Genomic DNA, 26057 nt, shown 5'->3' on the forward strand with positions numbered 1-26057 from the left:
CGGAAGCCCCTTACGCCCGGAGGATGACCAGCCTGGCACTGTTTTCTTCAGGCAGGGACACACTCAGGACTGCCTGCTGCCCAGGTCCGGCAGCGGGACCATCAGGCACACCGGGAGCTGCGGGCACAACGTCAACCGCACCCCACGCCGGGTACACCACGGTTGCCGCGGGGTTCGATCCCAGCCAGGCCGGCAGCGCGATGTCCTGCCGGGCGTCGCCCCCGCGCCGGTGGACCGCGATGGCGAGCGTGGTGCCGTCCAGCCGGGCACCCTGGGCGATCCAGTCATCGCGCCAGGCGGGTAGCCCGAGCGGGAAGCTGGGAACACTGGAGGAGATTTTGGACCGCAGGGACTTGTAGACGTCAAGGCCAGTACGGACCAGGTCCAGCTGCGCCGGTGTGAGCGTATGGATCCGTCCCGCCAGGTGGACGCGGGCCAGGATCGCACTGATGACGGAGAAGGCCAACTGCTCGTCGCCCATGGACCCTTCCACCGACGCCCAGACACCGGACTGTTCCGGGGTGATGGCCAGCGGAGCCGCAGCCGAGATGGGCGGAGTCTTGGCGAAATCCTGCTGGTCGGTCAGCGACTGGATGGGGAAGACTGCTCCCGATGCGCCGTCCGTGCGGGAGCCGCCGGCGGCGCAGCCTTCAACGGTCAGTCCGGGGTGCCGGTCCATCACGGCGGACACCCACGCCAGGAAGGCGCGGTTGTGCTCGAGGAGGCCTGCGCCCACCGAACCGCCCAGTTCGGTCCCCGCACCGATGTCGATGTTGTAGTCCAGCTTGAGGTAGGCGAGGTCGAAATCGGCCATCAGCCGGTCAACCACCCCGTCAAGGTGGGCACGCGCCGCGGGGTGGCGGAGGTCCAGCTGGTATCGGCCCCATTCCCTGGTCCGTTCCCCATTGCGGGTGAAGAACGCGTCGGCGGGGAGCGACTCCGCGATGCGGCTGCGCACCCCCACCACTTCGGGTTCAAGCCAGAGGCCCGGTTTCATGCCGGCGGCACGGATTTCACCGATGAGCCCCGCCAGGCCGCCGTCGGGAAAGCGTTTGACGGAGGGTTCCCACTCCCCCACGGAGTCCCACCATCCGCCGTTTTCGTCGTCGTACCAGCCGGCATCGATACAGAACACCTCGACGCCGAGGCCCGCGGCAGCCGCGATCAGTGGCCGTTCCCTGTCCGTGGTGGGGTCCGACATCAGGCAGTTGAGGAAGTCGTTATAGATCACGGGCAGTTCGGTGTTGTCCCGGTGCGGCCGCCGGATGCGGCGCCGGTAAGCGGTGAGTTCCGCGGCCACGGCGTCGATCCCTCCGGACGGAACCACTGCGACGGCGGCGGGCGCCGTCCGAAAGGTCTCCCCGGGTTCAAGGGTGAGTGCCCATTGGTGCTCTGCAGCCGTGGGACCGGAGACAGCGAGGTAGACGTCGTCGTACCGGTCCCCAAGTTCGTAGTGCCACGCACCGTTGTGCTCCACCTGCCATGCGGTCATGCTGCCCGTGGCCAGGTCCTCAAGTATCCCCATCGGCAGGTGCTCGGAAGTGGACCACGCCCCGGTACTGGTGGCCGTAATCCTATTCTTGGACCCGACCTGCCCGTACTCCACCATTCCGACGTTGTACAGCCCCCGCTCGGCGAGGGTGGAACGCCGCCACCGGAATTCCCCGGACCACGGGTTGGCTGCCTGCCACAGTCCCAGCTCTTCCTCCCAGTCCTGGCCGTGGCCCAGCCCGGACAGGACCAGCGAGGAGACATATTCAAGCCCGACGGCGGCACCCGCCGCCCGCAGCTCTGTCCAGGTCCGCAGCACGGAGGATCCGGCGGAAAGTTCGTAGTGGACGGCCACCTCGAGCCCGCTCAGGGTGTCCACGGCACGGAGTTCGAGCCGGCGGAGGCCGTTGGCCTCGGATTCCTGGACGCCGGTGAGTCGCAGCCGCTGCGCTGCACTGCCGTCCACGTGCCGCTTGCCGGCTGTGCCATGGCGGCCGTCCCCCGCGAGCGACAATTCCACTACCGGCAGGGATGACCGGCGTAGCGAGGCCACGTCGCTGGACGGGGTGTGGGCGTGGTGGACGATGAGCAGCCGCGGGGCGATGTCCACGCCGTGCAGAATATGCAGCTGCAGGCGGTCGTTGCCCCACACCAGCAGCTCCCCGCCGTCGGGCACTTCCGGAGTGGGCGGCTTGTCATCCAGCTCCGGGCTGAGGTGGGCAAGGGTCATGGTGGCTCCCGGTAATTCGCGGGCGGCGGTGTTGCCGCTCCGATCAGCAATGATCACTTCAACAGGATAACGTTTTCCTCCAATCTTGGCGAGAGGGTTGACTGGCCCGCCATCCTGGCCCAACATGAGGATAACGATTTCCCACGCGGAAGCCGCCACCATTCGATCAAGGAGGACGGATGAGACAAACACCCGCAGTGAGACGCCCCCGAACGCTGGGGCTTGCCATAGCGATGGCCCTACTGCTTCAAACCCCTGCGTTGCCCTTCAATTCCCTGGCCAGCCCCGCATCCGCGGAGGAAGCGCCGCCGGTGACCATCACCGAAAGTGTCGACGCCGCCGGTTTCACCCACCCCGGCATCGGCGTCAGCGCCGCCAGCCTCCGCACTGCCCGGGACATGGTGAAAAACGGCACCGAGCCATGGAAGAGCTACTACGCGGCCATGGCCGAGACGCCATTTGCGGCCAGGGACTTCCGCACGTCCAACGCGGGCACGGCACCGGACCAGCCGGGAACCGCGGCCTTCAATTCCCAGGGCGTCCAGAGCAAGCTCATCCGTGACGCCTTCGGCGCCTACACGCAGGCGGTGCTGTATGTGGTCACCGGTGAACCTGTGTACCGGGAGAACGGGATGCGGGTCATCCGCACCTGGAGCAACATGGACCCCGCTCAGTACGCCTACTACCCCGATGCGCACATCCACTCCGGGGTTCCGCTGTACCGGCTCGTGGCCGCGGCGGAGATCTTCCGGGCCACGAGCGTCCCAGCGGGATATCCCGCCTACGACCTGGGGTGGAACGAACAGGACACGGCCAAGCTGAGCAGCAATGTCATCACGCCGATGACCGAAACCTTCCTGCACACCAACTGGCGCTACATGAACCAGCACGCCTTCCCGCTGACCGGCTCGATCGCCGGCTACATCTTCACTGGCAACCGGGACAGGTATGCCGAGGCAGTGGAGTGGTACACGGTTAATTCGGACACCACCCGGCCCGAGCAGAACGGCTCCATGGCGGCACTCTTCCCGCTCATCAAAGCGGACAATCCGCTCAACCCCTACGGCACGGACTTTGTCCAGCACCAGGAAATGGGCCGCGACCAGGCCCATGCCTGGGACGGGATCAGCGCCCACGGCATGCTGGCACGGTTCCTGGGGGTCCAGGGCACCCGGGTGGATCCCGCCGCGGGCACCATCTCCACGGCGGCCAACGCCGTCACGGCCTACGACTTCCTCGGCAAGCGCCTGCTTAAGGCCGCCAACTCCTTCACCGGCTACATGCTGGGCTACGACATCCCCTGGATCGACACCACGGGAGGCCCTGGACAGCTGTCCGAGGCCTACCGCGGCCGCACGTTCAACCCCATCGACGAGCTCTACTACGCCTACAAGTACCAGGGCGGCGTAGACGTGGAAAAGGAGGCCCCATACCTCGCCGAACTGCATGCCAAAGCCGACGGCCCCAAGTTCTTCTGGGGCACCAAGGCCTACAACTCGTGGGACAGCAACCCGGACTACGCCCCTGAATACTGGCTCTCGCTGCCCAAGGAAGTGGCAGGACAGACCCGGCCAACGGCGGCAGAGGCCACAGTACAGCTGGAAACCCGCAGCTCGGCCACCGACGGCAAGCAACTGAAGGTCCGGACCGAGGGCGGACGCTCCTACGTCCAGGTGGATGCTACGGACAAGGGCCGCGCCATCGCCGTCCGCACGCTCATGTACGTGGGCCGCACCGGGTACAGCCCGGTCGGCGTATTGCTGCGGACCAACGGCCCGGCCACGCTGGCCATCGGCAAGGACCCCGCGACGCGGCTCACTATCCCCCTCACCAGCACGAACGGCGCCTGGCGCTACGTCACCTTCGACGTTGACGCCGAGAAGGTCAAGAGCCTCGGCGGCGAGAACCTGGCCTACTTCACGGTGACAGGGGCCAAGGGAACGATGGTCGACTTCGACCACGTCAACCTGGAGGCCAAAACCCAGCTGACCGTGCCGCGTTTCCCGGAAGACACCGCAACGCCCCTCATTGCCGTCGCCGGAGCCACCCTCACCCGGAGCCTCGCGGCAACGGACGCCGGCGGAGAAGCCCTGCGCTACTCAACCGGCGCACTTCCCGCAGGTGCCGCCGTCGACCCTGCAACGGGCCAGCTCGCGTGGACACCCGCGGCCGGCGCGGCAGGCCGACACAGCATCCAGCTGTTTGCCGACGACGGAACCTCCATCGCCACCCGGCCCGCCACCATCATCGTCGCGGCAGACCGCGCCGCAGCACTCACGGAGGCCGAAAAGGGTTTTGATCCCAACGCCAAGTACGTCTCCGCATCACTGGCCGCCTTCACAACGGCGCGGGATGAGGCCCGGGCGGCCGCGGACGGCGCCGATGATTCCAGTTTCCTGGACCTGGTGACCCGGCTCCAGGACGCGGTCAAGGGCCTGCAGCTCCTGACTCCGCGCCTGGCCTCGGACGGTTCCTTCGACTACCGCGGCCTGGCCACGGCTGCCCCGGCAACGATTGCGGCACGGAATCTCGTGGATGGTGACTTCAACACCACCACCGGCGACCTCAGGGCTCCGTTCACGTTCGACTTCGGCGAGGGATACCTGGTCACCGCCGGGGCTTTCGGCCTGCAGGCGCGCTACAACTTCGCCAACCGCTCCGAGGGAGCCAACGTCTACGGCTCACGTGACGGGCGGATGTGGACCCTGCTGACCGAACGCGAGACCACCAACACCACGGCGGCCGGCTTCGCACTGGAAACCATCCCCGTCCGGGCCGAGGTGCGCACTGAAGGCTTCCGGTACTTCAAGGTGCAGGTGGACCATCCAGGAGTTCCCACCGATCCCGCCTACCCGGGAATCTCGTCCTTCAGCGAGTTCCGGATCCACGGTGAGCGGGCCGAAGTGGCGAAGGCGGTTACCACAGTCACCATCGCCTCGTCCAACCCGGACCCTTCCCTGGCCCGGAACGGCGACACCGTCACCCTGGACATCGTGGCGGCGGAACCACTGGCCGAGGTCCAGGCTGTCATCGAGGGCGCCACGGCCACCGCCACGTCTACGGACGGCACGCACTGGCGTGCCCAGGCCGTCCTGCCCGGCGACGTCGGGTTCGGCCGGGACGTCCAGTTCGCTGTGGACTACCGGACGGCCTCCGGACGCCCCGGCTCAACGGTCACCGCAACCACGGACGGCTCGCGGCTGGCCCTGTGGAACAGCGCCATCACGCGCGTCCCGGTGGCACAGGACTGGGTGGATGCCTCCACAACCGCCTGGCCCGGCACGGGCACCACGCAGCAGCACGCCTGGCGCATGTTCGACCGGGACACGGCAACGTACACGGACGCCACCACACCGAACGGCTGGGTGAGCGTCAAACCGGCCGACGGGTCGCGGGTCGTGGCTGACATGGTGCGCATTTACCCGCGAGCCTCGCAGCTGCCCCGCGCCAACGGCACCTACCTGCAGGGTTCCAACGACGGCGGCGCGACCTGGCAGACGTTCGCGACGGTCACGGGTGTCACGGCGGAGGCGTGGTACACCATCACCCTCCCCCAGCGGGCGGACTTCGCCCAGATCAAGGTAACCGACGACCACGGCGGCCGCCTCAACCTGGCCGAAGTGGAACTGCTCCGCCGCGACGGCTAGCCACCTGCCTTCCCGCCACAGCGCAAAGCCAGGGGCGGCGGGGTTACCTGCCCCGCCGCCCCCAGGCCTGTCAGGCCGGGGCCGTTGATGCCCTGACCACCAGCTCCGGCGTCACAAGCTCCGTGCGGACGTCCGCCGCGGGATCCTTCATGCGGTCCAGCAGGGCCTTCGCGGCCCCGGCCCCAACCTCTCCGTTCTTGCCGTCAATCGTGGTCAGGCGCAGCAGGTTGGCGGATGCCAGGGGCGAATTGTCGTAGCCGATCAGGGACAGGTCCTCCGGGATCCGCCGGCCGCGGTCGCGGGCCGCACCGGCCGCCCCGAGGGCCATGGTGTCGTTGGCGGCAAAGATCGCGGTGAGCGTGGGATTTTCGTCCAGCAGGTGCAAGGCCGCCTGGTAGCCGTCGGACTCCGTCGTCTGCCCGTGGCCCCCGGCCATGAGCGTCCGCAGTCCGCGCCCGCGCATCTCGGCTTCATAGCCCTGGGCGCGGAGGCGGGCAGCCCCGCCGCCGCCGGTGATGTGCCCGATGGCGCGGTGGCCGAGGCCGGCCAGATGTTCGACGGCCAGGCGCCCGCCCAGCACGTCGTCGTTGGCCACCACGTCCGCGCCGGGAACGGCCAGGTCGCGGTTTCCGGCCACCACGGTAGGCACGTCGAGCCCGGGAAACATGTCCTCGGTGGGCTCGGTGGCAATCACGATGCCGTCCACGCGCAGGGAGATGAGCCCGTCCACGGGGGTCCGGTCCAGGTGGGCGTTGAACGACGGGTCTGCCACCGCCACGCGGAAGCCCAGCGGCGCCAGCTGCTCGTGCAGCCCGGCCAGCAGTCCCACAAACCACAGGTTCCGGTAATCATCCAGGACCACGCCGATGGTGCGCGACGTGTTGCCGGCCAGCGTCGCAGCCGCCCTGCTGGGGCGGTAGTTCAGCCGCTCGATCGCCTCTTCCACGGCTGCCCGCCGCGCCGGCGATACCCCCGGCGCGCCCCGAAGGACCAGCGAAACGAGGGACTTCGAGACGCCGGCTGCGGTGGCCACATCGTAGATATTCGGCCTTCTGCCTGCTTCCTGGGTCATCCAGCCATTGTTACCCATCAGTGGGCACATTAGGGATATTGACAGGACAAACTTCCGGGCCTATCGTTTTTGTGGAGCGCTCCAAATCACATCACCATGCGGCGGTTGAGCCGTTCAGCCTCGGCTGACTTTTCGAAGGAGAAAATCAATGCCCAAGGAACTTGGCGTTGCAGTTATCGGGGCAGGCATGGCCGGCAAGGCACACGCCGCCGCCTACCGCACGGCCTCTGCCCTCTATAGCCCGGTGCTGCCCCCGGTGAAGCTGGTCTCGATCGGCGACGTGAACGCCGAATTCGGTTCCCTCGCCGCCCGCCGTTTCGGGTACGAGCGCAACGACACCTCCTGGCAGGCCATTGCAGAAGCCGACGACATCGACGTCGTGAGCGTTGTCATCGCCAACTCGCTGCACCGCGAGGTTGTCGAGGGACTGCTCGCCGCGGGCAAGCACGTCCTGTGCGAGAAGCCGCTGAGCGACTCCCTGGAAGACGCCCGCGCCATGGCCGACGCTGCCCGCAACGCGTCCAGCATCGCCCGGATCGGCTTCACCTTCCGCCGGACCCCCGGCATCGCCTACATCCGCGACCTCATCCAGAACGGAACCCTCGGCAACGTCCTGCACTTCAGCGGCCGCTACTGGACCGACTACGGCTTCAGCCCCTCCGCCCCGATGAGCTGGCGCTACAAGGGCGGCCCCGGCTCCGGCGCCCTGGCCGACGTCGGATCCCACCTGGCGTACGTTTCCGAATTCCTGTGCGGCGACATCAAGTCCATCAGCGGCGGCCGCCTGACCACCGCGATCGACAAGCGGCCGCTGCCGCTGGGTGCCGTCATCGGACACGACCACGCTGCTGTCAGCGACTCGTTCGAGGCCGTCGAGAACGACGACTACGCGGCATTCAACGCAGAGTTCGCCAACGGTGCCGGAAGCTTCGAGGTTTCCCGGGTTGCCGCCGGACACGCCAACAGCCTGAACTTCGAAGTTTTCTGCGAGAACGGTGCGGCCAAGTTCGACCAGCGCCGCCCCGCCGAAATCCAGCTTTTCCTCAATGACGGTTCCGGCAACGAAAACGGCTACCGCCAGGTCATCCTCGGACCGGGACACCCGTACATTGCCGGCGGCCTCGCCATGGACGCCCCGGAAGTCGGCTTCGGCCAGAACGATGCCTTTGGCTACCAGGCCCGGGCGTTCCTCGAAGAGGTCGCAGGCCTGAGCGAAGCGGAATCCCTTCCGCGCTGCGCCAGCTTCGACGAAGGCGTCCGCAACATGGAACTGCTCGGTGCCGTCACCGAGTCCGCCCTCAACAACGGAAAGAAGGTCACGCTGTGAAGCTCGGCGTCTACAACGCAATCCTGCACGACCGCCCGCTCCCCGAGGCACTGAAGGTCATCGCAGACCTGGGCCTGACCGGGATCGAGATCAACACCGGCGGTTTCCTGCCCGCCGTGCACGTCCCCACCTTCGATGAGATCCTCGAGTCCGACGCGGCCCGCGACGACTACCTCGGGATCTTCGAAGGCACCGGCGTCGCCATCGCCGGCCTGAACTGCAACGGCAACCCGCTGCACCCCAACCGCGCCATCGGCGAGAAGCACGCCGAGGACATCCGCCGCTCCATCAGGCTGGCGCACCGCCTGGGCCAGAACCGCGTGGTCACCATGTCCGGCCTGCCCGGCGGCGAGCCCGGCGCCACCACCGTCAACTGGGTGGTCAACGCCTGGAACTCGGCGGCACTGGACGTCCTCGACTACCAGTGGGGCGTGGCCGCGGAGTTCTGGAAGGAAACCGACCGCCTCGCCGCCGACCACGGCGTGAAGGTGGCCCTGGAACTGCACCCACAGAACATCGTCTTCAACACCGCCGACGTCTACAAGCTCATAGAACTCACAGGCGCCACCCATGTGGGTGTTGAACTGGACGCCTCCCACCTGTTCTGGCAGCAGATGGACCCGGTGGCCGTGGTCCGGGAACTCGGCCCGCTCGTGTTCCAGGCGGCCGCGAAGGACGTCCGCGTGAACAAGGAGAACGCAGCACTCTACGGCGTCCTGGACAACAGCTTCCGTCGCCTATCTCCCGAGGAGAACCGGACCAACCTCGGCGGCGACGAGTGGGCCAACGAGTGGCCCAAGAACTCGGCGTGGGACTTCGTTGCCCTGGGCCGCGGCCATGACACGGCCTACTGGACCGAGTTCCTCCGGGCCCTGCACGAAGTGGACCCGGACATGCTGGTCAATATCGAACACGAGGACACCTCCCTCGGCCGGATCGAAGGCCTGCAGGTTGCAGCCAAGGTCCTGCGGGACGCCGACGCCGCGCTCACCGTTTCGGCCTAGGAAACCCACCAGGAAAATCGGTTGCTCCGTGGTGGCCCTTATGAAGCTTCATAAGGGCCACTACGGAGCAATGGATGTGCTTCAGCCCCCGAGTGGTCTCTCCGCTGGCTCCCTCGTGCGGGCAAACTCATCGGCCAGGAACTGCAGGCCGCGCCGGACAACACCCAGCCCTGCTGAATGGTTGAGGTACCCGTGCGCGGCACCCGTTTCCAGCCTGTACTCAACGGGGACGCCGGCCGCTCGGAGCCCCTCAACGAACTGTTCGGAAGAGAAGCGAAGGTCGTCGTATTCCGCGGCCACGATGGCCACGGGTGGCAGGCCGGCGAGGTCGGCGTACCCGGGCATGGCGTAGGAGGAAGCCATGCTGAGCGGGCCTCCGATGTAGTTCTCCACCATGGCGCGGCAGTCGTCGTCGGTAAAGCGGAGGACGGGCGGCAGCCCCCTCATGTCCGGTGCCTCGAAGGCCTCCGAAGATGGCAGTTCGCCATGCAGTAAGGGGTAGGCGAGCACGAGTTTGGCCGGCAGCGGCCGCCCCGAGTCCTTGAGGTACAGCGCCGCCCCGACTGCCAGGTTGCCGCCGGCGCTGGCTCCGCCCAGGCACAGGGCCCGCGGGTCAGCCCCGAGCTCCGCGGCGTGCTCCACGGCCCAGAGCCAGGCTGCCAGGACGTCTTCATGCGGCACCGGGAAATGGACACCCCCGCCGGCGAGCCGGTAGTCCACCGACAGCACCAGGCCGCCGGTCATGGAGGCCAGTTCCCGTGCCAGCTGGTCCGCTTCCCGCATGTCAAGGTCGCCGTGGGCGAAGCCGCCGCCGTGCATCCACACCAGGGCCGGAAGGCCATCATGGTCGGGTTCGCCAACGGAGGCGCCGGCCGCGGAACCGCCGACCGCCGGCCCGCCATAGATGCGGACCGGCACCGGGCCGTTGGGGCCCGGCGCCTCAACTGTCCGGATCCGGACGGCCGGGGCATGGTATGGGACCAGGCCACCGCAAAATGCTTCGAGCCGGTCCAACCCGGACGGATCTGCAAGCAGCTCAGCGATGGAGCCGGCGCCGGAAATGTGATGCACCAGCCCGGCAATCTCCGGGTCGAGGGTCATGGCTGTGCCGCGAGCTCAGGAGAATTGGGAGCGACATCGGCCAGGGCCGCGCCGGGCAGCGCCACCGCGCAGGCAAACGAATGACTCCCGGAACCTACCTCGTGGGCGGTCCCAGCAGCGTCGGGCAGCACCACCGTGGCGGTGCAGCCCGCCGGTACCGTCACGTCCAGCGTGAAGTCCTGGCCGGTCCGGTCCCAGCGCACGGCTGCCTCACCGTAGGGGGTCTCGTGCCGGGCTTCGGCCCAGTCCAGTCCGCCGCCGGGAAGCGGTTTGACCAGCAGCTTTCGGTACCCCGGTTCTGCCGGTGCAAGCCCCGCCAGGCTGCGGTGCATCCAGTCGGCCACGGCGCCCAGGGCGTAGTGGTTGAACGACGTCATTTCGCCCTCGTTGATGCTGCCGTCCGGAAGCATCGAGTCCCAGCGCTCCCAAATGGTGGTGGCACCCATTGTCACGGGGTACAGCCAGGACGGGCATTCCGTCTGGAGCAGCAGTCGGTAGGCCGCCGTCGTATAGCCGTAGTCGGTCAGCGCGTCGCACACCAGCGGCGTGCCGACGAAGCCAGTGGCGATCCTGTAGCCGTCCGCTTCCACCGCGTCGGCGAGACCGGCGGCAGCCGCAGCCCGCTCCCCGGGTTCGAGCAGGCCGAAGGCCAGCGCGACGGCGTAAGCAGTCTGGGTGGGCGGCTGGAGCTGACCGTCGTCCGAAACATAGCGTTCCCGGAACACCGCAGTGGCCCGCTCTGCCAGCTCTGTGAAGCGGCCCGACGGCTCCCCCAGCAGCCCTGCTGCCTTGGCCGCCACTTCCGAGGAGTACGCGAGGTAGGCCTGTGCCACGAGCTGCCAAGGCGTTCGTGCCTCACCCGGCTCCTCCGGCGGGGCCGCCGGATCGAGCCAGTCACCGAACTGGAAGCCGTGTTCAAACCGCAGCTCGGGGCCGGCCGCTTCGGCCGCCGCCTCAAGCCAGGCTGACATTCCCGGCAGCTGCCGGCGCAGGAACTCCAGGTCGCCAGCGCGCTGGTACAGCACCCAGGGGACCAGCACGGCCGCGTCTCCCCACGCGGCCATCACCGGGCGGACAGGGAACGGCGGCTTGTCGAACGTCACTTCAGGGACCACCAGCGGCGGGGGCCCGTCAGTTCCCTGCTCCGCAGCCATGTCTTTCAGCCATGAGGCGGAGAACCCCGGAATCCGGTAGAGGAAGGACGCCGTGGCCGCGAAGATCTGGAAGTCGCCGGTCCAGCCAAGGCGTTCGTTGCGCTGCGGACAGTCCGTGGGAACGTCGACGAAGTTGCCGCGCATGCCCCACACCACGTTGGAATGCAGCTGGTTCAGCATCGAATCAGAGCACGCAAACGTGCCGGTTCGCACCAGGTCTGAATGGATGACGACGGCGGTGAAGGCCGCGGGATCGATCTCGCCGGGCCAGCCGGCCACCTCCACATAGCGGAAGCCGTGGATAGTGAAGTCCGGTTCCCAGGTCTCGCCGCCTGCGGCACCTTTGAGGGTGTAAACCTCGGTCTGCTTGGCTACGCGCAGCGGCCTGACACCCAGTTCCCCATGTTCAAGGACCTCGGCGTGCCGCAGGGTCACCTCCGTGCCGGCGGCTCCACGCACAGTGATCCGTACCCGTCCCACCAGGTTCTGCCCAAAGTCCAGGATGGTCTTTCCTGAGGGTGACTTCAGCACGGCGCTCACGGCCAGCTCTTCGGTGGCGCGGACTGGCGGCCCGTCCGGAGCCACCAGCACCGCCGCATCAAAATTCTTCAGCGCAACGGCGTGGAGCAAAGCATCGTCGCGGCCGGCCCAACCGCTATCCTCCAGTCGGGCGTCGTACGTTTCGCCGTTGTAAAGGTCAGACCCGAGCACCGGGCTCCTGCCCGCCAGCCACGAGCTGTCGGTTCCGATGACCGTGACATTGCCGCGGGCGTCGAGGATTTCCAGTTGGGCGATCGCTGCGGTGCGGTCACCATAGGTGTTGCGTTTCTCCTGGAATCCGAGGTTTCCACGCCACCAACCGTCGGCCAGCTCGAGTCCGATGATGTTGGCGCCGGGCTGCAGGTAGTCGGTGACATCGTAGGTCTGGTAGCGCAGCCGGTGGTGGTAGCTGGTCCAGCCTGGGGCCAGGACGTCGCGGCCTACGCGGCGGCCGTTGATCGAGGCGACATAAACGCCGTGGGCGCTGGAGTACAGACGGGCCGAGGCCACGGAGCCTTTCAGCTCAAAAGTCCTGCTCAGCCGGAAGGCTGGTTCAGTGTCTTCGCTCGCTTCGTCCCAGGCCGGTTGGATCATTGCGGCCCGCCAGTCCGCCCGGTTGAGGAGCCCGGCTTCGACGTAGGTCATGGGGCTCCACTCGGAGGGTCCGTCGTCGCCCGTTCCCCAGACGCGGACGCGGGCCGCGACGCGCTGCCGGCTGGCCAGCGCCGGTGCGGGCCACGGTTGCAGGAGCTGCTCGGCGGATTCGGTCCGGCCGTAGCTGACCAGCTGCGCAACATCCGTGCCGAGCTCGAGTTCATAGGCGGACTGGACCCAGCCAGGGGTTGCGGTCCGGACCTGCCAGGAAAGCCGCGGCTGGTCTTCGCCGATGCCGAACGGCTCTTCGTGGTGCTCGAAGCGGAGGGCGGAGGGGGTGGTGGTCACCGGGCGGGCGGCGTCCTGGAACGGGAAACGAAGGGTGTCAGGAGTCAACGTCGGCTCAATTCGCTAAGAAGGGGAAGTTTTAGGGCTACCCCCAGCGTCCCGGGAACGGCCTGGGGCCCGCTAGCGAAGTTTCATTGACTGGAAACCAGGGTCGGTCGACCCTTCCAAAACGCCTAGCTCAGGCAGAGGCAGAACGGGTGGCCGGCCGGGTCGAGGAAGACACGGAAGGTTGTGCCGGGCTGCGTTTCCGCTTTGGTGGCGCCCAGCCTGATCGCCTCCTGTTCGCCGTCGTCCAGGTCCGCCACGACGAGGTCCAGGTGCATCTGCTGCGGCCGGGACTGGCCTGGCCACTCGGGCGCCTGGTAGCCCTCCACCTGCTGGAACGAAATGCAGTTGCTGCCGTCGTCGGGCCGGATCTCGACCCAGTCACCCTCATCCTTTACGTTCCAGCCGAGCAGGGCAGCGTAAAACGCCGCAAGGGCCCCGGCGTCGAGGCAGTCGATGACCAGGTTTGGGAAGCGTGCGATAGCCATACGGGCATGCTACCGCCGGGTAACGGGTCTGTGGCTAGAGCTCGCGGGCGAAGTAGTCCACGGCCGTGCGGAGGATTCCGTCCACGCGGTCCTCGGCGAAGAAGAAACAGTGGTCACCGCCCTCGATGGCGATCAGCTCGTTGCGGACACCGGCTTCCGTGAGCGCACCGGCCAGCAGCTCGCTCTGGGACAGCGGGACCAGGCCGTCGCTGTCGCCGTGGATCAGCAGGAACGGGGCTGACCCGGCGGTGACATAGCCCAACGGGCTGGCTGCCGCGAGCAGGGCGGGATCGGCGCTGCCACCCACCAGCATGGGACCCGGTTCCGTGGACATGCCCGGCGGGACAGCAGCCATCAGCGCGCCGGACATCAGGCCGGCCGGCGTGTCCATGGGCGGCATGTCCGGCAGCGAGGACACCCCGTAGAAATCGACGACGGCGCTCACGCTGCTCGAGTGCCCCTGCACGCCAAGGCCGCCCTCGAGGTCCGCGCGGGTCCCCGTGAGACCCAGCAGTGCGGCCAGGTGCCCGCCGGCGGATTCGCCCCAGGCGCCGATGCGTTCCGGATCAATGCCCAGGAGGCCGGCGTGCTCCCGCAGGTAGCGGACCGCGGCTTTGATGTCATGCAGCTGGGCCGGGAACGGCGCCTCGAGTGCGTGCCGGTAGTCCACGGTGGCGCACGCGATTCCGGCCTCGTTCAGGAGCCGGAACACCGAATCGGGGGCGAACGTTGGCGGGAGTTCGCGGCGGTCCCCGAGCTGGAAGGCGCCGCCGTGGATCCACACCACCAGCGGCACCGGTCCTGCCGACGCGCGCGGCAGCCAGATGTCCATGGCCAGCCGGCGGAATCCGACGGCGATCGCGTAGCTGACTTCGCGGTGCACCAGGGAGTGTTCGGAGACTTCCTCGGGTGCGCCCAGGCGCCCGAATGCCGGGAAGGGAGGGGGTGCGGGCATCATTCGCGGGGCCTCAGTGGCGGCAACGGTTTCGGGGGTCATGGTGCGCTCCTTGCAAGGTCGTTAATGGTTTCTGTGCCGGCCGCAGGGGCGGCGGCGATAAAGGAATGGGTTCCAGGTCCGACGACGGCGGCCGGCCCGCCGGGCAGCCGAAGTTCCGCGGTGGTGCCGGACGGTACGGTCGCCGTCAGCGCCAGCACGCCGTCGTCGATCTTCCAGTTGATGTCGATGAGGCCCTGCGGGCCTAGGTGCGAGGTGCCGGCGGATGCCAGCCCGGCGCCGGGCCGGGGTTCGATGATGATGTGCTCCCAGCCGGCGCTGCCGGGTGCCTGGCGGAGCCCGGCCGTGTAGCGGTGCAGGAAGGAGGCCACGGCACCCTTGCTGTAGTGGTTGAGCGACTGGCGCACCGATCCGTCCGCGCCGATGCCGTCCCAGGCTTCCCACATGGTGGTGGCTCCGCGGTCCACCATCACCAGCCAGGAGGGCTCGGAGTCCTGCATCAGCAGCTCATAGGCGAGGTCGAGGCGGCCGTTGTCGGCGAGCGCCGGCAGCAGGTAGGGGGTGGCAAGGAAGCCGGTGCCCAGATGGGTGCCCGCGTCCCTGACCAGACCGGCGAGTTGTCGGGTGACGGCGACGCGGGCAGTGTCCGGCACGAGGTCGAAGGCCAGCGCGCGGACGCAGTTGGCCTGCGTGCCGCCGTCGATCGTTTTGTCCGATACCGTCCCGTCCGCCTGCAGGTATTCCTGCTGCCAGGCGAGGTGGACGTTCTCGGAGAGCTCCGCCAGTTCGCGGGCCTCTTCGTTCCGGCCGAGGACGGCTGCGGCCTGGGCCATGATGGCCGACGTGTGCCGGTAGAAGGCGGTGGCCACAATGCCGTTGTCGGCGGAGCGGGAGGCGAACAGGTCAGGCGCCGGTCCGCCGGGTTCCATCCATTCGCCGAAGTGGAAGCCGGTGTCCCAGAGGTACTGCTCGTGCGGGGCCGGTATGGCCTCCGCGGCAGCCCTTGCCGGGTGCCGGTTGCCTTCCGCTGTGCTGCGGATGAAGCCGAGCCACCGGTTCATCGCGTCCCAGTTCTCGGCCAGGATGCCGGCTTCGCCGGTGGCGAGGTAGATCTCCCAGGGAACCATGGCGATCGCGTCCCCCCAGCCGGAGGACCCGTTGGTGAAGGCCATGAAGTCAGCCCCGATGACTTCCGGGCCGGGTGACGGGGAAATGTTAGCTACCACGCCGTTGTCCCATTGGTCGGCGCGGACGTCGTTGAGCCATTTCCGGGTGAAGCCGGCCACGTCGAAGAGGTAGGCGGCGGTGGGGACAAACAGCTGCCAGTCGCCGGTCCAGCCGGCCTTTTCGCGCTGCGGGCAGTCGGTGGGGACTTCGCAGGCGTTGTCCCGGAAGCTCCACTCCACGATGTCGTGGAGCTTGTTGAGCCTCTCATCGCTGCAGCTGAAAGTGCCGAGGCGTTCCAGGTCGGTCTGGACCATGCATCCCACGATGTCCGCTGGCAGGAGGTCCTCGGCCAGGCCGCGGACGGAAACGTACTGGAAGCCGTGGGCGGTGTGGCGCGGCTCGAAGACCTGGCCGGGCGCACCGGCGGAGATTACCGAGTCCACCTGCCCGGCACCGAGGAACTTGCCGGGGTTCTTGAAGTCAATGGGGCGGAGGTGGTCCTGGGTGACCTCGCCGCCGTCGTCCAGGGCCTCGCCATAGACCAGGGTGACCTCCGTCCCGGCTGCGCCCAGCCGGTGGAGCCGGGCCCAGCCGTTGATGTTCTGGCCCAGGTCCACCACCTGGTTGCCGCTGCCAAGGCGGGTGATGGAGACGGGTACGAGTTCCTCCACGATCCGGGTGGGCGGCGCCACCGGGCCGGTGAGGGTGGTGAAGCTGCCGTCCCGCAGGACGGCGGGCCGGGCGTCCTGGCTCCCGGGAACAGCCGCGGCCCGGAAGTCAACCCGCTGGCCTTCCATCAGGTCCGCGGCGAGGATCTCCGTTGCGCCGGCCAGCCACGACCCGTCGGTGCCGATGACCGTCCGGACTCCCCCGGACTCAATTTCCAGCTGCGCCAGGAAGGCCGTCTGCTTTCCGTACATGTCGGCGTCGCGCGTGAATCCGAATGAACCCCTGAACCAGCCGTCCGTGAGGACCGCCCGCACGGTGTTGGCGCCGGCGCGGAGCAACGGCGTGACATCGAAGGCCTGGACCTGCAGTGTGGTGTGGTAGCTCGTGGAGCCGGGGGTGAGCTGCTGGTCCCCCACCCGCCGGCCGTTGATGAACAGCTCGTAGATGCCGTGCGCGGTGGCGTAGGCACGGGCAAAATCCGGTGCGGCGTCCAGGGTGAAATCTCGGTGCAGGGCATACCCTGGGCGCTCCCCAGGCGCCGGGACCACCGGCTCGTCAGGGCCGATCCACCGGGCGCTCCAGTCGCCGGGGTGCAGGAGGCCCAGCTCAACGGGCATGGGTTCGGCCCAGCCGGAGGCGGTCTCGGTGCCGTCCGGGGCCAGGTTCCACGTGCGCACGGTCCAGTCGAACCGGTCCCTGGACCCCAGCGCGGGGCCGCCGTACGGCACGGAGACGTGCGTAGCACTGTCCACCCGGCCGGTGTCCCAGCCGTTGCTGGCGGTCAGCCGGTAGGCGGCTTGCCTGACCGTGCCCTGCGGCGGCGTCCAGCTGAACCGCGGCGTGGTGCCGGTGATGCCGAAGGCCTGGCTGAGGTTTTCGGTGCGGAGGCGGGTGGGGCGGGTCATGGGTTCCGTTCAGGCATAGTGGCAGGCGACGTCGGACTCGCCCACCGTGCGCAGCGCGGGCCGTTCGGCGGCGCAGAGCTCGGTGGCCAGCGGGCAGCGCTGCCGGAACGGGCACCCGCCGGGTGTCGCGGAAACGGATGACGCGGTCCGCACACCCATGGATTCGCGCAGGGTACGCCGTTCGGCCTGTTCCGCCGGGCGGGGCACGGGAGAGGCCGCCACAAGGGCCTGCGTGAACGGGTGCTTGGGGTTCTCAGTCACTGCCGCGGCGGGTCCGCTTTCCATGACTTGGCCGCGATAGAGCACCACCACACGCTGGGCCAGGAACTGCACCACGGAGATGTCGTGTGCGATGAACAGGTAGCTCAGGCCGCGCTCGTCCCGGAGGTCGGCCAGGAGGTTGAGCACCTGGGCCTGGGTGGAGAGGTCCAGTGCGCTGACCGCTTCGTCGCAGACCACCAGTTTGGGCTCGCAGATCAGGGCACGGGCCACGGCGATCCGCTGGCGCTGGCCGCCGGAGAACTGGCTGGGGTAGCGGTCCACGGCTTCGCGGGGCAGGCCCACGCGTTCCAGCATGGCTTCGGCCTTCGCCCGCGCGTCGCCGGCTGAGACGCCGCGGAGGCGCAGCGGTTCGGCCAGTGAGGCGCCTACGGTGTTGCGCGGGTTGAGCGAGGAGTTGGGGTCCTGGAACACGGCCCGCAGTTCACCGCCCAGGGACCGGCGTTCGGCCGTCCCTGCGTGGGTGATCTCCTTGCCCTGGTAGCTGATGGTCCCGCCCGCGGTTTTTTGCAGGCCCAGGATCGCTTTGCCGATGGTGGACTTTCCGGATCCAGACTCCCCCACCAGGCCCACGGTCTCGCCGGGCCGGATGGAGAAGCTGACGCCGTCCACGGCGGCAGGGGCAGCGGCAGCCTTGCGGCCGCGGCCGTAGCGGACCACAAGGTCCTTCACTTCGAGCATGGGGCCGTCCAGGACGGCGTTGGATGATTCCTGCCGGGAGGGGGTTGCGATGCTCATGCCATGTCCTTCTCAACAACGTTTGTCCGGGTGGGCGTCAGGTCCAGCAGCCGGTGGGTGGGCACTTCGGTGGCGACCCATTCCAGGCCTTCGACGGCCAGTTCGTCCGCCTTGACGCAACGGACCAGGCCGTCCTCGGAGCCGGAGGGCAGCAGCGGTACCGGGGCGGCGCAGGCTGAACCGGCGAACTGGCAGCGTGCCATAAACCGGCAGCCGGTGGGCCAGTCCTTGGGCTGCGGAACCTGGCCGCTGATGGTGGCCAGCCGTTCCGGCATATCTGCCGCGTGATTGGCGTGCGGGTCCGCTGCCAGCAGCGCCAGTGTGTACGGGTGCCGCGGGTTGTCCAGGATGTTGGCGGTCTTTCCGTTCTCCACCACCTGGCCTGCGTACATCACAGCCACCTGGTCGCAGATGTCGGCCACAACACCGAGGTCGTGCGTCACCATCACCACGGACATCCCGGTGTCCTTCACCAGGGAACGCAGCAGCGACAGGATTTCGGCCTGGACGGTGACGTCCAGCGCGGTGGTGGGCTCATCGGCCACCAGAAGGCGGGGGCGGCCGGAGAGCGCCAGGGCGATGGCCACGCGCTGGGCCATGCCGCCCGAGATCTGGTGCGGGTAGGTCTTGAGGATGCGCCCGGCGTCCACAATGCCCACCTTCTCGAGCAGGCTGCGGGCTTCCTTCCGGGCTTCGGCCTTGCCCACCTTCCGGAGCCGCCGGATGGCGGAGGTGAGCTGGTAGCCCACGGTGAACATGGGGTCCAGGGCGCGCATGGGTTCCTGCGAGATCAGGGCGATGTCGCGGCCGCGGATGGCTTCCATCTCGCGGTCGGTGGCGGCGGCCAGGTTCTTGCCGTTCCAGAGGATCTGCCCGCCGGTGGCCACTACCCCGGAAGGGAGGAGGCCCAGCAGCGACAGCGCCGTCATGGTCTTGCCGCAGCCGGACTCCCCCACGAGCCCCAGCACGGTTCCCTGTTCGACGTCGAAGGAGACGTCCGTGACCAGGCGGGGGCCGCCGTCGACCCCTACCGACAGTCCTCGGACGCTGAGTTGGCCTTTGGCGGGCGGGGCGTCCGTGCCGGCGGCAACCTGGGCGGCTCCGACGGCGGCAACGGCTTTGGCTCGCTGGCGGCGGGCGGCGGCGGAGGGAAGGTGGGACGCGGCAGCGTTGGGTGCCTTGCCCAGGGCGTTGCCGATGGCGTTGGCGGCCAGGACGGTCAGGGCAAGCACGGCCCCGGTGGGGACCATCAGCCAGGGGGCGTCGTAGACGTGCTGCGAGGCGCCCTGGATCATGCCGCCCCAGCTGGGCTGCGGGATGGGCGGGCCGAACCCGATGAAGGCCAGGCCGGCCTGGATGAGCATGCCCACGGCGAAGATGAGCGCGGACTGGACCACGATGGTGTTGGTCAGCCCGGGCAGGACGTGGCGCAGGCTGATCCCGAGGGTGCTGACGCCGTCGACCTTTGCCGCATCGACGTAGAGCTGGGACTGCAGCGACTTGGCCTGGCCCAGCATCACGCGGTAGATGCCGGCGGAGATGAGGATGCCGAGGATGGCCATGATGACCGGGATGTTGGTTCCCACGGCCCCGATGACAGCCAGGATGATCACGGTGCCGGGAACGGACATCATGATTTCGGTGACGCGGCTGATGACGGCTTCGACGCGGTCACCCAGCGCCGCGGAGGCCATGGCAAGGATGGTTCCAAGCCCGACGGCGACAATCACCGTGATGAACGACGTGCCCAGGGTGCCGGCGGCCGAGGCGAAGATGCGGCTCAGGAGGTCCCGGCCCAGTTCGTCCGTGCCCAGCCAGTGGGCAGCGGTGGGACCGGACAGGACGGCGGTGAAGTCCTGGTCCTCGGTCTTGAACGGCAGCCATAGCGGTGCGGTCAGCGACGCCACTACCAGCGCGGCCAGCCATAACACGCCGGCTACGCCGCCGGGAGAGGCGAAGAGGCGGTGGGCGGAGACCTTGGTGAAGGCAGCCTTCGGACCGGACTTGGGCAGGGCGGCCGCGGCGGCGGCGGTGCTGTCAGCCGGGGCGGGCGCAACGTTGGGAATCATGAGGCACGCAACTTCGGGTCGAGGAACTTGGTGGCGAGTTCCAGCACCAGGTTCACGGCCACCACCACCACGGTGGCGATGACAACTACGCCCTGTACGGAGGGGGCATCGTGGGTGCTGACGGAGGTCTGGACGGCCTGGCCCAGGCCCGGCATGGCGAACAGCTGTTCCGCGATCACGGAGCCGCCGAAGAGGCCAATGAACTGCAGGGCGATGCCGGCCACGATGGGGAGGCTGGCGTAGCGCAGGGCGTGGACATAGAGGATCTTCCAGGTGGGGGTGGCAGTGGCGCGGAGCGTCCTGATGTGTTCCTGCTGCAGAGCCTCAAGCATCGAAGCCCTCGTCTGGCGGGCGATAAAGGCTGCACCGCCTACGGCCAGGGTAATCACCGGCAGAGCCAGGGAAAGTGCCCAGTCCTGGGGTGAGGCTTCAAACGGAACGTAGCCGGTTGCCGGGAAGACCGAGGACTGGACGGCAAGAAGGTAGACGAAGATGATGCCGATCCAGAAGGCCGGCAGGGCCACTGCCATACCGCAGATCCCGCCGACAATGCGGTCCACCATGCCTCCGCGCACGGCTGCCGTCACGCCCAGGGCGACGCCGAGGACACCGCTGAGGAGCGTGGCACCGGCAGCCAGCGAAGCGGTCACGGGCAGCCGGTTCGCCAGGTCGTCTGAGACGGACCGGCCATCGATCAGTGAGGTCCCCAGGTTGCCCTGGACCGCGTCGCCGAGCCAGCGGACGAACTGGACCACGAGCGGATCGTTCCAGCCGAGGCGGGCGTTGACCTCGTCGATGGCTTCCTGGGAGGCGCCGGCACCCAGTGATACTGCGCCGGGGCTGCCGGGCATCGCGTGTACCAGCAGGAATGCCAGCACCGCGACCACCAGGACGGTGGCCAACGCCATCAGCAGGCGTTTGGTGATGAATAGTGCCATGGTGACCTCCATCGGTCAGAATCTGCGGGCGGCCGCCCCGCGAGGGGAAGCCGCCCGGCAGGTTCGGGGGTATTAGCTGGCCGGTGCGTAGGAAGAGAGCAGCGGGTACGCGTTGGTGCCGGCGAACTCAACCTGCTTGATCTTCTTGGTGTTGTAGCCCTGGTTCGTCAGGGATTCGTAGAGCGGGATCATCCAGCCGGACTCCACCAAGCGGGTGTTGAGCTTGGTGAGGGCGGCCTTCTTGGCGGCGTCGTCCTTCGCGGCTGCGGCTTCACCCGTGGCGGCCGTCAGCTGGTCATCCGTAGCCTTCTGCACGTTGGTGAAACCGTTCAGGACCACGCCGTACATCAGGCCCACCGGATTGTCCCAGCCGAGTGCGGCGTAGCCGAGGGGTGTTGTGGCGACTGCAGCAAAGGCTTCATCGGTGGAAGAGGCCATCTTAACGTTCATGGTGATACCGACGGCGGCGAGGTCCTTCTGGACGGCCTGCAGGTCCGTTTGTGTTTCAGCGCTGCCAACAATGGTGAACTCGAAGCCATTGGCGAAACCGGCCTCTGCCAGCAGACTCTTGGCCTTCGCCGGATCATAGGCGAACTTAGTGTTCAGCTCTTCGGTGAAGCCCGCCGAATCTTTGGGAAGTGCGTTCCAGGCCGGAATGTCGCCCTTGTGCAGTGCGTCCACGAGCGCCTTGCGGTTGATGGCGTACTGGAACGCCTGGCGGACCTTCTCGCTGGCGAAGGCCGGAGCGGTCTTGCCGATCTTGTCGAAGGAAACCATGGTGTGCAGGGTTCCACCGATCTGGGAGATGCCGAGGCCCTTGGATTTCGCGAAGTCCACAGTGGGTGAGGTGAGCATGGCGACGTCGGCCTGGCCGGAGACGAGAGCGTTGGCCCGCGCCTGGGGATCCTGGATGACGCTGAAGATGACCTTGCTGAAGGCGTACTTGGACGCGTCAGCGTTCTTGTCGTTCTTCACCATCACGTACTTGTTGCCCTTCACCGTCGAAGCATCGATGGTGTAGGGGCCGGATCCGGCCGGGGTCGCGGCCAGGCTGGCCGTATCGGTGACGCCGGCCTTGCCCACGATCATGCCGGTGGTGGAGGCCAGGTTCTTCTCAAAGCCCGGCTGCGCCTTGGCGAACGTGAGGGAAACCTTGGTGGGGCTGACGACGTCCACAGACGTGATCTCCTGGGCGCCGCCCTTGGCCACAGCAGAGTACGCTGACAGGGCCGGGTCGGAGCGGCGGTCAAGGTTTGCCTTCACCAGCGCGGCGTCGAGTGTGGAACCGTCAGTGAAGGTCACGCCCTCCTTGAGGGTGAGCGTCAGGACCGTGTTGTCGGCGTTGTATTCGAAGGCGGTGGCCAGGCCGGGGACTGCGGAGCCGTCCGCCTTGAGGACCATCAGGCTGTCGTAGAGGCCTTCGAAGAACTGGCGCTGGGCGGCGGAGACACGCAGCGGATCGTAGCCGAACGACGCCGAGTCGCTGTCGATCGCGAGGGTCAGCGTACTGGTGTCGACCTTGGTGCCCGCCTGGGTGGAGCCGCCGCCACAGGCGGTGAGGGATCCCAGCAGGAGCGCTCCGGCCAGAACGGCGGAGCTCCCACGTGCGGTGGAGTTCAGGAGTTTCATGTAGTGCGCCTTTGCATTCTGATGTGACAACGGTGAGTGAACAGCTATGGGGGCCAGGCGAGTGGCCGGCTCTCTCAAGCATCGGCGGGAGCGCATCGGGGCAGACATGAGAATTTCATTGGTTGAAACACTTATGTGGTTCGGGTCACTGCGGAGGACAGGATGGAAAGCACGGCATCGACGCCGGACGCCGCGCTGCCGGCGTTGCACCGAAAGGACCACTGTGACCGTCTCTTATCCATTTCCCCCGAATTTCCTGTGGGGCGTTGCTACGGCCGCGCACCAGGTCGAAGGAAACAACGCCAACAGCGACGCCTGGCTTTTGGAGCACCTCCCCCAGACGATGTTTGCAGAGCCGTCGGGTGACGCCATCGACCACTACCACCGTTACCGCGAGGACATCGCGCTGCTGGCCTCGCTGGGCTTCAACAGCTTCCGGCTTTCCGTGGAGTGGGCCCGGATCGAACCGGAGGAAGGGCACTTTTCGGAGGCGGAACTCAACCACTACCGCCGCGTCCTGGAAGCCTGCCACGAACACGGCCTCACCCCTGTGGTCACCTACCACCACTTCACGTCGCCGCGGTGGCTGCTGGCCGCCGGCGGCTGGGAAGACGCCCGGACACCGGAGCTCTTCGCCCGGTACTGCGGGAAGGTGACCGAGCACCTGGGCGACCTCATCGGCGTCGCCTGCACACTCAACGAGCCCAACCTGCCGTGGCTGCTGAAGTCCTTCGGCATCGGCGGCGAGGCTCCCGAGCACCGTGGTTCCGTGCCCGCGTGGGCAGCGGCCGCCAGCACACTCGGCGTCGGCGCACACAAGATGGCACCCTTCCAGTTTTCCTCGACAGAGGCCGGATTCGACGTGAAACTGGAAGCACACCGCGCAGGTACCGCCGCCATCAAGGCCTGGCAGCCGGACCTGATGGTCGGCTGGACCCTGGCAAACTCGGACATCCAGTCCGTGGACGGCGGACAGGACGCAGCGGACCAGGTCCGCCGCGACGTCAACGAACGGTTCCTTGAGGCCTCCCGCGGCGATGACTTCGTGGGCATCCAGACCTACGGCCGAACCGTCTACGGCCCGGACGGCCTGGCGCCGGCCCCCGAAGGCGCGGCAACGAACCAGATGGGTGAGGAAATCTACCCCCAGGCCCTCGAGGCAACCATCCGCGAGGCGGCCCGAATCGCAGCAATTCCGGTGATCGTCACGGAGAACGGCCTGGCAACGGAGGACGACACGCAGCGCGTGGACTACTACAAGGCCGCCGTAGATGGTGTCGCCGCGTGCCTGGCGGACGGCATCGACGTCCGCGGATACATCGCCTGGACCGCCTTCGACAACTACGAATGGGTGTTCGGCTACCGCCCGAAGTTCGGCCTGATTGCCGTGGACCGGACCACGCAGCAACGGACCCCAAAGGAAAGCGCCTACTGGCTGGGAAACATGGCACGTACGGACCGGGTTTTGGCCTCCTGACGCCCCGTTAGGAGTTTCATTGGGCGGAACACTAGTCTGGGTGTCACCGGCGACCAAGGAGGATCGGCAACCCGTCATGGCACCCACCGAAAGCACTGCCGATGCGGAGACGCCGGCTCCCGCCCGCGGCAAGCGCCCCAAGCAGGGCGAACCGGTCATTGACCGGGCGCTGAGCCTGCTCGCGGTCTTCACGGACCGCCGTCGGGCCCTCACCCTGTCCGAAATGGCGCGGTACGCGGACATGCCCGCGCCCACCGCGCTCCGGCTGATCGCCCGGCTGGTGGCGTGGGGTGCGTTGGAAAGGCTCGACGACGGCAGGTACGTCGTGGGGGTCAGGCTCTGGGAAGTGGCGTCGCTCTCTCCGCGCGGGCACGGGGTCCGGGAAATCGCACTGCCTTACCTTGAGGACCTTTTTGAGGTGACGCGCCACCACGTGCTGCTGGCCGTACGGGACAAGGACCAGGCGGTGCTGATCGAGCGGTTGTCCTCCAAGCAGGCCACCGAGGTTGCCTACCGGGTGGGCGGCCGGGCACCCCTGCGGTCCACCGCCGTCGGGCTGGTCCTCCTCGCCGGGGCGGACGTGGACTTCCAGGAACGCATCCTCCGCCAGCCGCCGGACATCGAACCCGGTGTTGCCCCCATGCCCGAGGGCCAGCTGCGGCGGACCCTGTCCGACGTGCACCGGACGGGCATTGCGATGATCCGGCGGACGGCGCCGTCGTTGACGGTGTCCGTCGCCGCGCCGATCTTCGATGCGCAGGGCGCGGTGGTGGCGGCGCTGTCCATCGTGGTTCCGGACGGCAGCACGCCGCCTAACGTGCTGGCGCCGGCGGTGCGGGCCACGGCCAGGGCGGTCTCGCGAAACCTGGGCTTCAAGACCGAACTGGCGGACGATGTCCGCACGCATTCGCAGGGCTGACCTTTCCGGCGGGCAGCTATTCGTCGAAGTGCGTGACGGCGCCGCTGGTCCCCGAGAGGGCGGCCACCACCTGCGAGGCCACATCGTGGAGCTTGATGTTGCGGGTATTGGAGGCGCGCAGGAGGACTTTGAACGCGGCGGGCTGGCTGCACTTGTTCCTGGCCATGATGGCGCCGGTTGCCAGGTCGATGACCGTCCTGGATTCCATTGCGGCCTTCAGCTCGTCGCGGGTGTCCTGCAGCCGTGCCATTCTCAGCACCAGCCGCAGGCCCTTGGACGCCTGTTCCGCGAAGGCCTCAACCCTGTCGATCCGGTGCCCGTTGAAGGCATTAGGCAGCCGGCTGTACAGGTTCAGCACTGCCCGGTTGGGGCTTTCCAGGGCCAGCGGCACGGACAGTACCGACAGGAAACCGTACCCGGCCACCGACCGGGTGTACTGCGGCCAGCGCTCCTCCAGGCCCAGGTCCGGGACATGCACCGTCCCGTTGCCCCCGCCGGCCGCTGTGCCCGGACCCTGGCCGCAGCTGTCCTCCGCCCGGACCATCCGGCGGGCGTACTGGTCACTGCCGGCCGCCGTGCTGGATTTCCTGCTCCGCACCAAGGAAATGCTGCAGGAGACTTCCCCGCCGCGGCTGCTGAGCCGGCCCGCCGCATAGGCGGCCAATTCTCCCAGTAGCTTCTCCACGCACGGGTTTCCCAGGACAAGGTCCTGGAGGTGCAGTGCAACATCGGTGAAAACTTCGTCGTTTGAGACCTTTGCGGCTACCAATG

General features: G+C 67.8%; 17 protein-coding genes. 5 read left to right on the plus strand and 12 right to left on the minus strand.

The genetic code is table 11. The features are described from left to right. Positions 1-10: 10 nt before the first annotated feature. Positions 11-2278, minus strand: a complete 2268-nt coding sequence (locus EYS21_RS18980) for a glycoside hydrolase family 36 protein (RefSeq protein WP_165478363.1) — start codon at positions 2276-2278, stop codon at positions 11-13. Positions 2279-2418: 140 nt separating this feature from the next. Between EYS21_RS18980 and EYS21_RS18985 the strand changes: the two genes are divergently transcribed. After that, the gene (locus tag EYS21_RS18985; RefSeq protein ID WP_131134806.1) at positions 2419-5868 is read left to right on the plus strand and encodes a putative Ig domain-containing protein; all 3450 of its coding nucleotides are present in this window, start codon (positions 2419-2421) and stop codon (positions 5866-5868) included. Between the two features lie 70 nt (positions 5869-5938). On the opposite strand, the gene EYS21_RS18990 is transcribed toward EYS21_RS18985, so the two are convergent. Then, positions 5939-6940, minus strand: coding sequence for a LacI family DNA-binding transcriptional regulator (locus EYS21_RS18990; RefSeq protein WP_131134807.1), 1002 nt, complete (start codon positions 6938-6940; stop codon positions 5939-5941). Positions 6941-7088: 148 nt separating this feature from the next. On the opposite strand from EYS21_RS18990, the gene EYS21_RS18995 reads away from it, so the two are divergent. Together EYS21_RS18995 and EYS21_RS19000 are read left to right on the plus strand one after the other, a co-directional pair. Next, complete coding sequence (locus tag EYS21_RS18995) at positions 7089-8267, plus strand: Gfo/Idh/MocA family oxidoreductase (protein WP_131134808.1); 1179 nt, start codon at positions 7089-7091, stop codon at positions 8265-8267. Further along, positions 8264-9271: a sugar phosphate isomerase/epimerase gene (locus EYS21_RS19000; protein WP_131134809.1), complete on the plus strand. Its 1008-nt coding sequence runs from the start codon at positions 8264-8266 to the stop codon at positions 9269-9271. Before EYS21_RS18995 ends, EYS21_RS19000 begins: the two co-directional genes overlap by 4 nt. An 81-nt stretch (positions 9272-9352) precedes the next feature. Here EYS21_RS19000 and EYS21_RS19005 read toward each other — a convergent pair whose 3' ends face one another. The 9 genes from EYS21_RS19005 to EYS21_RS19045 all read right to left on the minus strand — a co-directional run bounded on the left by EYS21_RS19005 (position 9353) and on the right by EYS21_RS19045 (position 22890). Further along, positions 9353-10372: an alpha/beta hydrolase gene (locus tag EYS21_RS19005; protein WP_131134810.1), complete on the minus strand. Its 1020-nt coding sequence runs from the start codon at positions 10370-10372 to the stop codon at positions 9353-9355. After that, a complete protein-coding gene (locus EYS21_RS19010; RefSeq protein WP_242633506.1) occupies positions 10369-13056 on the minus strand; it encodes a glycoside hydrolase family 78 protein in 2688 nt (895 codons plus the stop codon). Before EYS21_RS19010 ends, EYS21_RS19005 begins: the two co-directional genes overlap by 4 nt. A 125-nt stretch (positions 13057-13181) precedes the next feature. Further along, on the minus strand, positions 13182-13541 hold the full coding sequence (locus EYS21_RS19015) for a VOC family protein (protein WP_131134811.1): 360 nt from the start codon (positions 13539-13541) through the stop codon (positions 13182-13184). 34 nt (positions 13542-13575) lie between these two features. Continuing rightward, on the minus strand, positions 13576-14538 hold the full coding sequence (locus tag EYS21_RS19020) for an alpha/beta hydrolase (protein WP_131134812.1): 963 nt from the start codon (positions 14536-14538) through the stop codon (positions 13576-13578). Then, positions 14535-17237, minus strand: a complete 2703-nt coding sequence (locus tag EYS21_RS19025) for an alpha-L-rhamnosidase (RefSeq protein WP_131134813.1) — start codon at positions 17235-17237, stop codon at positions 14535-14537. The genes EYS21_RS19020 and EYS21_RS19025 overlap by 4 nt, the downstream gene beginning before the upstream one ends. A 9-nt stretch (positions 17238-17246) precedes the next feature. Further along, on the minus strand, positions 17247-18254 hold the full coding sequence (locus EYS21_RS19030) for an ABC transporter ATP-binding protein (protein WP_131134814.1): 1008 nt from the start codon (positions 18252-18254) through the stop codon (positions 17247-17249). Continuing rightward, complete coding sequence (locus tag EYS21_RS19035; RefSeq protein WP_131134815.1) at positions 18251-20323, minus strand: dipeptide/oligopeptide/nickel ABC transporter permease/ATP-binding protein; 2073 nt, start codon at positions 20321-20323, stop codon at positions 18251-18253. The genes EYS21_RS19030 and EYS21_RS19035 overlap by 4 nt, the downstream gene beginning before the upstream one ends. Further along, the gene (locus tag EYS21_RS19040; RefSeq protein WP_131134816.1) at positions 20320-21273 is read right to left on the minus strand and encodes an ABC transporter permease; all 954 of its coding nucleotides are present in this window, start codon (positions 21271-21273) and stop codon (positions 20320-20322) included. Before EYS21_RS19040 ends, EYS21_RS19035 begins: the two co-directional genes overlap by 4 nt. Before the next feature lie 60 nt (positions 21274-21333). Next, the gene (locus EYS21_RS19045) at positions 21334-22890 is read right to left on the minus strand and encodes an ABC transporter substrate-binding protein (protein ID WP_131134817.1); all 1557 of its coding nucleotides are present in this window, start codon (positions 22888-22890) and stop codon (positions 21334-21336) included. A 223-nt stretch (positions 22891-23113) separates the two neighbouring features. On the opposite strand from EYS21_RS19045, the gene EYS21_RS19050 reads away from it, so the two are divergent. Continuing rightward, positions 23114-24367 carry a family 1 glycosylhydrolase gene (locus EYS21_RS19050; RefSeq protein WP_242633508.1) on the plus strand — a complete coding sequence of 418 codons (1254 nt, stop codon included), beginning with the start codon at positions 23114-23116 and terminating at the stop codon, positions 24365-24367. A 76-nt stretch (positions 24368-24443) separates the two neighbouring features. Then, the gene (locus EYS21_RS19055) at positions 24444-25286 is read left to right on the plus strand and encodes an IclR family transcriptional regulator (RefSeq protein ID WP_131134818.1); all 843 of its coding nucleotides are present in this window, start codon (positions 24444-24446) and stop codon (positions 25284-25286) included. Between the two features lie 16 nt (positions 25287-25302). On the opposite strand, the gene EYS21_RS19060 is transcribed toward EYS21_RS19055, so the two are convergent. Beyond that, positions 25303-26055, minus strand: a complete 753-nt coding sequence (locus tag EYS21_RS19060) for a GAF and ANTAR domain-containing protein (RefSeq protein ID WP_131134819.1) — start codon at positions 26053-26055, stop codon at positions 25303-25305. Between the last annotated feature and the right edge of the window lie 2 nt (positions 26056-26057).

This window comes from Arthrobacter sp. S39, assembly GCF_004320525.1.
Taxonomy (GTDB): Bacteria; Actinomycetota; Actinomycetes; order Actinomycetales; family Micrococcaceae; genus Arthrobacter.